The following is a 4,973-nucleotide window of genomic DNA, read 5'->3' as shown; positions in this document are numbered from 1 at the left end:
TCCCGCTCGCGCTCCCGGCGCCGCCACTCGGCGAGGGGCCGCTCCTTCAGCGGGAACGACCGGAGCTGGACCCCGCCCCACACCTCCTCGCCGGTGACCTGCCCCTCCACGGTCGCGCCCAGCCCCAGCGGTACGGCCACGAACTGGCGGACCGTGCCCGTGCCGGAGTTGATGCCGTCCAGCCAGGGCTGGCGGGGCAGCACCACGTAGTTCTGCGGACGCCGGGACAGCCGGTCGCGCCACGGCTCGCCGGACACCGCGCACACCTTGCCCACGCCGACCTGGAGCGCGGCCGGCTCCGTCGTGCCCGCGAAACTCAGCCACATCGCCTCGCGCAGATACACCGGCAGCAGCACGCCGCCCCGCGCCCGCATCGGCTCCGGGACCCGGTCGGCGTGGTCGGCCACCCGCCGGACCGGGAACTCGCCCAGTCCCGGCGGCAGCGGGTGCGTGCCGCGCTCCGGCAGCCGCAGCGTGCGGACGAACCGCACCGCGACCCCGCAGGGCAGCCGCAGCGTGTTCCCGTCGATCCGGACCCTGCCACCGGTCATCCGCCCGCTCCCTCGCCTCCCGCGCCGGCCCGCCCCGGCAGTCCCTCACCGGAAACGCTCGCCGACCCCCGCGCGGTTCCGCCACAGCTCCTCCTGGACGCCGAGGCGGTCGCGCAGCCGGGACAGCCGGGGCAGCTTGGCCCGCTGCCCGCGGGAGACCCGGTCCAGCTCCTCCAGCAGGCGGCGGGCGCGGTGCTCGGTGTTCAGCTCGTCGATGATCCGGGTCGTCTCGGTCAGTACGGCACCGAGCAGCTGCCAGTGCGCCCAGTCCTTGCCGATCTCCTCCCGGAGCAGCTCGGCCAGCCGGTCCCGGGTGCCGGCCGCCGTGTGCAGCTCGGCCGACAGCCGGGCCTCCGCCGACTCGGCGTTCTCGCTCAGGTGGGTGGTCACCAGCACGGCGAAACTGACGATGGCGTCGGCGATCTCCGACAGCAACTGCTCCACGGTCGCCCCCACCCGGGGCGGGAACAGCTCCTCGGAGCCGCGGGCCTTCGCCAGGTCCGTGAAGGAGCGGGCCAGCACCCGCAGCACCACCGTGCAGATCTCCAGCGTGTCCAGACCCGTGCGCAGCACCACCCGGTGCAGCAGCCCCTCCTTGACCCGCGGATTGAGCCGCAGGCTGTCCTCGGCCTGCCGCAGTGCCGCGTCGACCTGCACGATGTCGTGGTCCAGCCGGCGTGCCTCGTGCAGCCGCTCGGCCGCCTGCTGCCAGGGGGTGCGGCCCGCGGCCTCCTCGCCCATCCGCAGCATCAGCTGCCGCACCCGCCGTGCGAGGTCCTCGATGGACCGGCCCGCCTTGTCCACCCACACCGGGGGCGGCAGCAGCAGATTGCAGGCGGTGCCGACGACCGCGCCGATCAGCGTCTCGACGATCCGCGCCCACGCGGTGTAGCCGACCGTGGTCACCCCCAGCACCAGCATGGCGCTGATCGCCACCTCGGCCACGTACTCGTCGACGCGCACCAGGTGCCCCACGGCCAGTGAGGCGACGATCAGCAGCGCGAGGCTCCACCAGGTCAGGCCGACCAGCACGCTGAAGGCGATGGCGACCAGCACGCCGGCCACCACCGAGTTCACCCGGCGGATGCCGTTGGTGAGGGTGGCGTAGAAGGTCACCTGGACGACCAGCAGCGCGGTCAGCGGTGCGGTGAGCGGGGCCGGCTCCGGGCTCAGCCGGAGGGCGATGACGTAGGCGATCGTCGCGGCCGTTGCCGACCGCAGCGTCTGGACGACCACCGGCTCCCGGCGGTACTTCGCCAGACGCAGCAGTCCCTGGGTCCACTCTCGTACGTCGCGCATCCCTTGGCCTGTTCCCGTTCCTCGGGTGCGTCGAACGTGTCCGTTTGCGGACTGTTTCCGCCAGCTCTATGCGGATAAACGATCAAGTTGATGCGGACGACGGATCACTCGGAGAGCTTGTCGAGGAAGGCGCACAGATTGCCCCGCGTACGGGCGATCTGCTCCTCCAGGGTCAGGCTCTCCTCGAACCGGGCGCCGGACTCCGGGACCTTCCTGCCGCGCACGTACAGCGAACAGGCCAGGTCGGTGCACATGTACAGGCCGACCGAATTGCCCTCGCGGCCCGCCGCTCCGGCCTTGCGCGCGGTCATCAGCGACACCCCGCCGCCGGGGTGCGTGGTCAGGCACACCGAGCACATGCTGCGGTGCAGGAAGCCGCGCTGGGAGGCGGGGAAGCGCAGGGCGACACCGACGAGCCGGCCGTCCCGTTCGGTGACCAGATAGCTGCGGTCCGGGGCGCCGGGATCGCGCCAGCCGAGGAAGTCCAGATCGTCCCACGGCCGGTCCCCGAGATCGCGCGGCACGGCCAGCCGCTTGGCCTCGCCCTTGGAGCAGTTGATGAACGAGCTGCGGATGTCCTGCTCGGTGAGCGACCTCATGGGGAGTCCTTCCGGATTCAGCGTGATGAACGGCGCCATGAACCTAGACCCTCTAGGCTCACGGCTATCGTATTTAGCCAGTGGAAGAGGGGCCAATGGTTTTCCGCGCGGCCGGCGACGGGGCCGCCCCGGTCCCGCGCCGAGTCCGGCGGAGCCGCCGCCGCTGGCGGCTAGTCGCCCTCGGTGACCCTCGGCCGCGGTGGCCACACGCCCGGCGCCAGCACGCCGAGGGCGTAGGCGCGGGCGACCAGTTCGGTGCGGTTGGCCGCTCCCCAGCGGGCCGACAGGCGGCGCAGGTGGTAGGTGACGCCGTCCCTGCTGAGGCCCAGTTCGCGGGCGGCGCGGGCGGTGGTGGCGCCGCCGGCCAGCAGGGCCAGCACCCGCCGCTCCACCTCGGTGGTCCGCGCCGGCTCCGGCTCCGGTGCCGGACGCTCGCCCTGTACCCGCAGCATCACCAGCAGCGCCGGTGTCTCCTCCACGGTGTCGCTCACCGGATCCGCCGTCAGCTCGCCGTACCGCTCGGTCCCGCCGGGGGCCGGCCAGCACACCGACACCTGGTAGCGGGAGCGGTGCCGCAGCCGTAGCGCCTCGGCGATCCGCTCCACCTGCGTGGTCTCCTGCGGCCGGAACAGCTCCAGCACCTGCCGGCCGCGCAGCCGGCCCGGGGTCGTCCCGCACTCCGCGGCCATCGCCGGGTTCGCCAGCACCACCTGGCCGTACACGTCGCACACCGCCACCGGTACGGACACCCGGTCGAACAGCATCAGCGCACGGTTGCGCCACACCACCGCGTCGGCCCGCCCCGCTTCCATGGCACCTCCCGGTCCGCCGGCCACCTGCCATCCAAGAGGAAACGGCAGGTCAGCGGCAACTCGGGGAGAGCAGGCCCGCCGCCTCGCGGGGCGGCGCGCCGACCGGCTCCGGCCCCCGGCCGGCCGGTCCTCCGCCGTCGAGGGGCCGCTCGGCCCCGGCGCGGCGGCGATCTCCGCCTGCGCCACCCCGCGCGCGCCCGCCGGGCGACGGCGTTCCGTGCGGAAGCCCGCGGCAGCACCCGCGGTGCCACGGCCAACTCCCCGCTCCTGCGACCCGGTCCGCCGGATTAGCCGGAAGCGTACGGCCCGCCCGGCCCCGGCGCGTGACCTTCCGTGCGCGCGCGGCGACCCGGGCCCGCGCCCGTCCGCCCGCGCAAGCCCCGCCGCCCACTTTCCACTGCACGATCGTGTAGTGCCGTGGCGCGGGCCCGCCCCACCCGTCGACCACTCTGGAACGCAGTAGTCCGCTACCGCGAAAGGCAGTTCTCGCGTCATGCCCCCCACCGCACTGCACCCTGAACCGGCCGGAACCCTGGCCGGCGTCCCCGTCATCGACATCACCGCCACCGGTCCCGGCCGCACCCCCCTCCAGCAGGTCATGGGACTGATGCGGGAGCACGGGCCGGTGCTGGTGCGCCGGCTGCACGGCCGGGACGCGATGTTCGTCGCCGACGCGGACCTGGTCGCCGACCTCGCCGACGAGGAGCGCTTCGCCAAGCACGTCGGACCCGCCCTGGAGAACGTGCGGGAGTTCGCCGCCGACGGCCTGTTCACGGCGTACAACGACGAGCCCAACTGGGCCAAGGCGCACGACATCCTGATGCCCGCCTTCGCGCTCGGCTCGATGCGCACCTACCACCCGGTGATGCTGAAGGTGGCCCGGCGGCTCATCGACTCCTGGGACCGTGCGGCACGGGCCGGCCGGCCCGTCGACGTGCCCGACGACATGACCCGGATGACGCTCGACACCATCGGACTGGCCGGATTCGACTACGACTTCGGCTCCTTCGAACGCGACGAACCGCACCCCTTCGTGGAGTCCATGGTCCGCTGCCTGGAGTGGAGCATGACCCGCCTGGCCCGCACCCCGGGCGCGGACCACTCCGCGGCGGACGCGGCCTTCCGGAAGGACGCCGACTACCTCGCCCGGGTCGTGGACGACGTCATCGCCGCCCGTACCGGCACCGACCAGAGCGGCGCCCAGGACCTGCTCGGGCTGATGCTCAGCGCCGCGCACCCCGCCGACGGCACCACCCTGGACCCCGCCAACATCCGTAACCAGGTCATCACCTTCCTGATCGCCGGCCACGAGACCACCTCGGGCGCGATGTCCTTCGCCCTCTACTACCTCGCCCGGCACCCCGCCGTCCTCCGGCTCGTGCAGCGCGAGGCCGACGCGCTGTGGGGGGACACGCCGGATCCCGAACCGTCGTACGACGACATCGGCCGGCTCACCTACACCCGGCAGGTCCTCAACGAGGCGCTCAGGCTGTGGCCGACGGCCGCCGCGTTCAGCCGGCACGCCCGCGAGGACACCCTGCTCGGCGGCCGGATCCCGCTGCGCGCCGGGCAGGCCGTCACGGTGCTGGCGCCGATGCTGCACCGCCAGCCGGTGTGGGGCGACAACCCCGAGCTGTTCGACCCCGAGCGGTTCACCCCGGAGGCCGAGGCGGCCCGCCCGGTGCACGCCTTCAAGCCGTTCGGCACCGGCG

At 73.6% G+C, this 4,973-nt stretch carries 4 protein-coding genes and 1 pseudogene; 1 reads left to right on the top strand and 4 read right to left on the bottom strand.

Going from position 1 to position 4,973, the window contains the following annotated elements:
• The 4 genes and pseudogenes from CCN44_RS36965 to CCN44_RS36950 all read right to left on the bottom strand — a co-directional run.
• Positions 1-551, bottom strand: a pseudogene (locus tag CCN44_RS36965) (hypothetical protein); the annotation flags it as partial.
• 45 nt (positions 552-596) lie between these two features.
• A complete protein-coding gene (locus tag CCN44_RS36960; RefSeq protein ID WP_189396962.1) occupies positions 597-1,850 on the bottom strand; it encodes an FUSC family protein in 1,254 nt (417 codons plus the stop codon).
• 104 nt (positions 1,851-1,954) lie between these two features.
• Positions 1,955-2,449: an FBP domain-containing protein gene (locus tag CCN44_RS36955; protein ID WP_059246758.1), complete on the bottom strand. Its 495-nt coding sequence runs from the start codon at positions 2,447-2,449 to the stop codon at positions 1,955-1,957.
• Between the two features lie 170 nt (positions 2,450-2,619).
• Entirely contained in the window at positions 2,620-3,261 is a 642-nt protein-coding gene (locus CCN44_RS36950) for a PAS domain-containing protein (RefSeq protein WP_059246759.1), read from the bottom strand.
• Between the two features lie 493 nt (positions 3,262-3,754).
• On the opposite strand from CCN44_RS36950, the gene CCN44_RS36945 reads away from it, so the two are divergent.
• Positions 3,755-4,973 (top strand): cytochrome P450 (locus CCN44_RS36945; RefSeq protein ID WP_143650256.1); only part of this gene is annotated, 1,219 nt, incomplete at its 3' end.

Origin of the sequence: Streptomyces tricolor, assembly GCF_002155905.1 — a bacterium.
Classification (GTDB): Bacteria; Actinomycetota; Actinomycetes; order Streptomycetales; family Streptomycetaceae; genus Streptomyces; species Streptomyces tricolor.
Note: the sequence above shows the minus strand (reverse complement) of the source record. Positions and strands in the feature narration are given on the sequence as shown.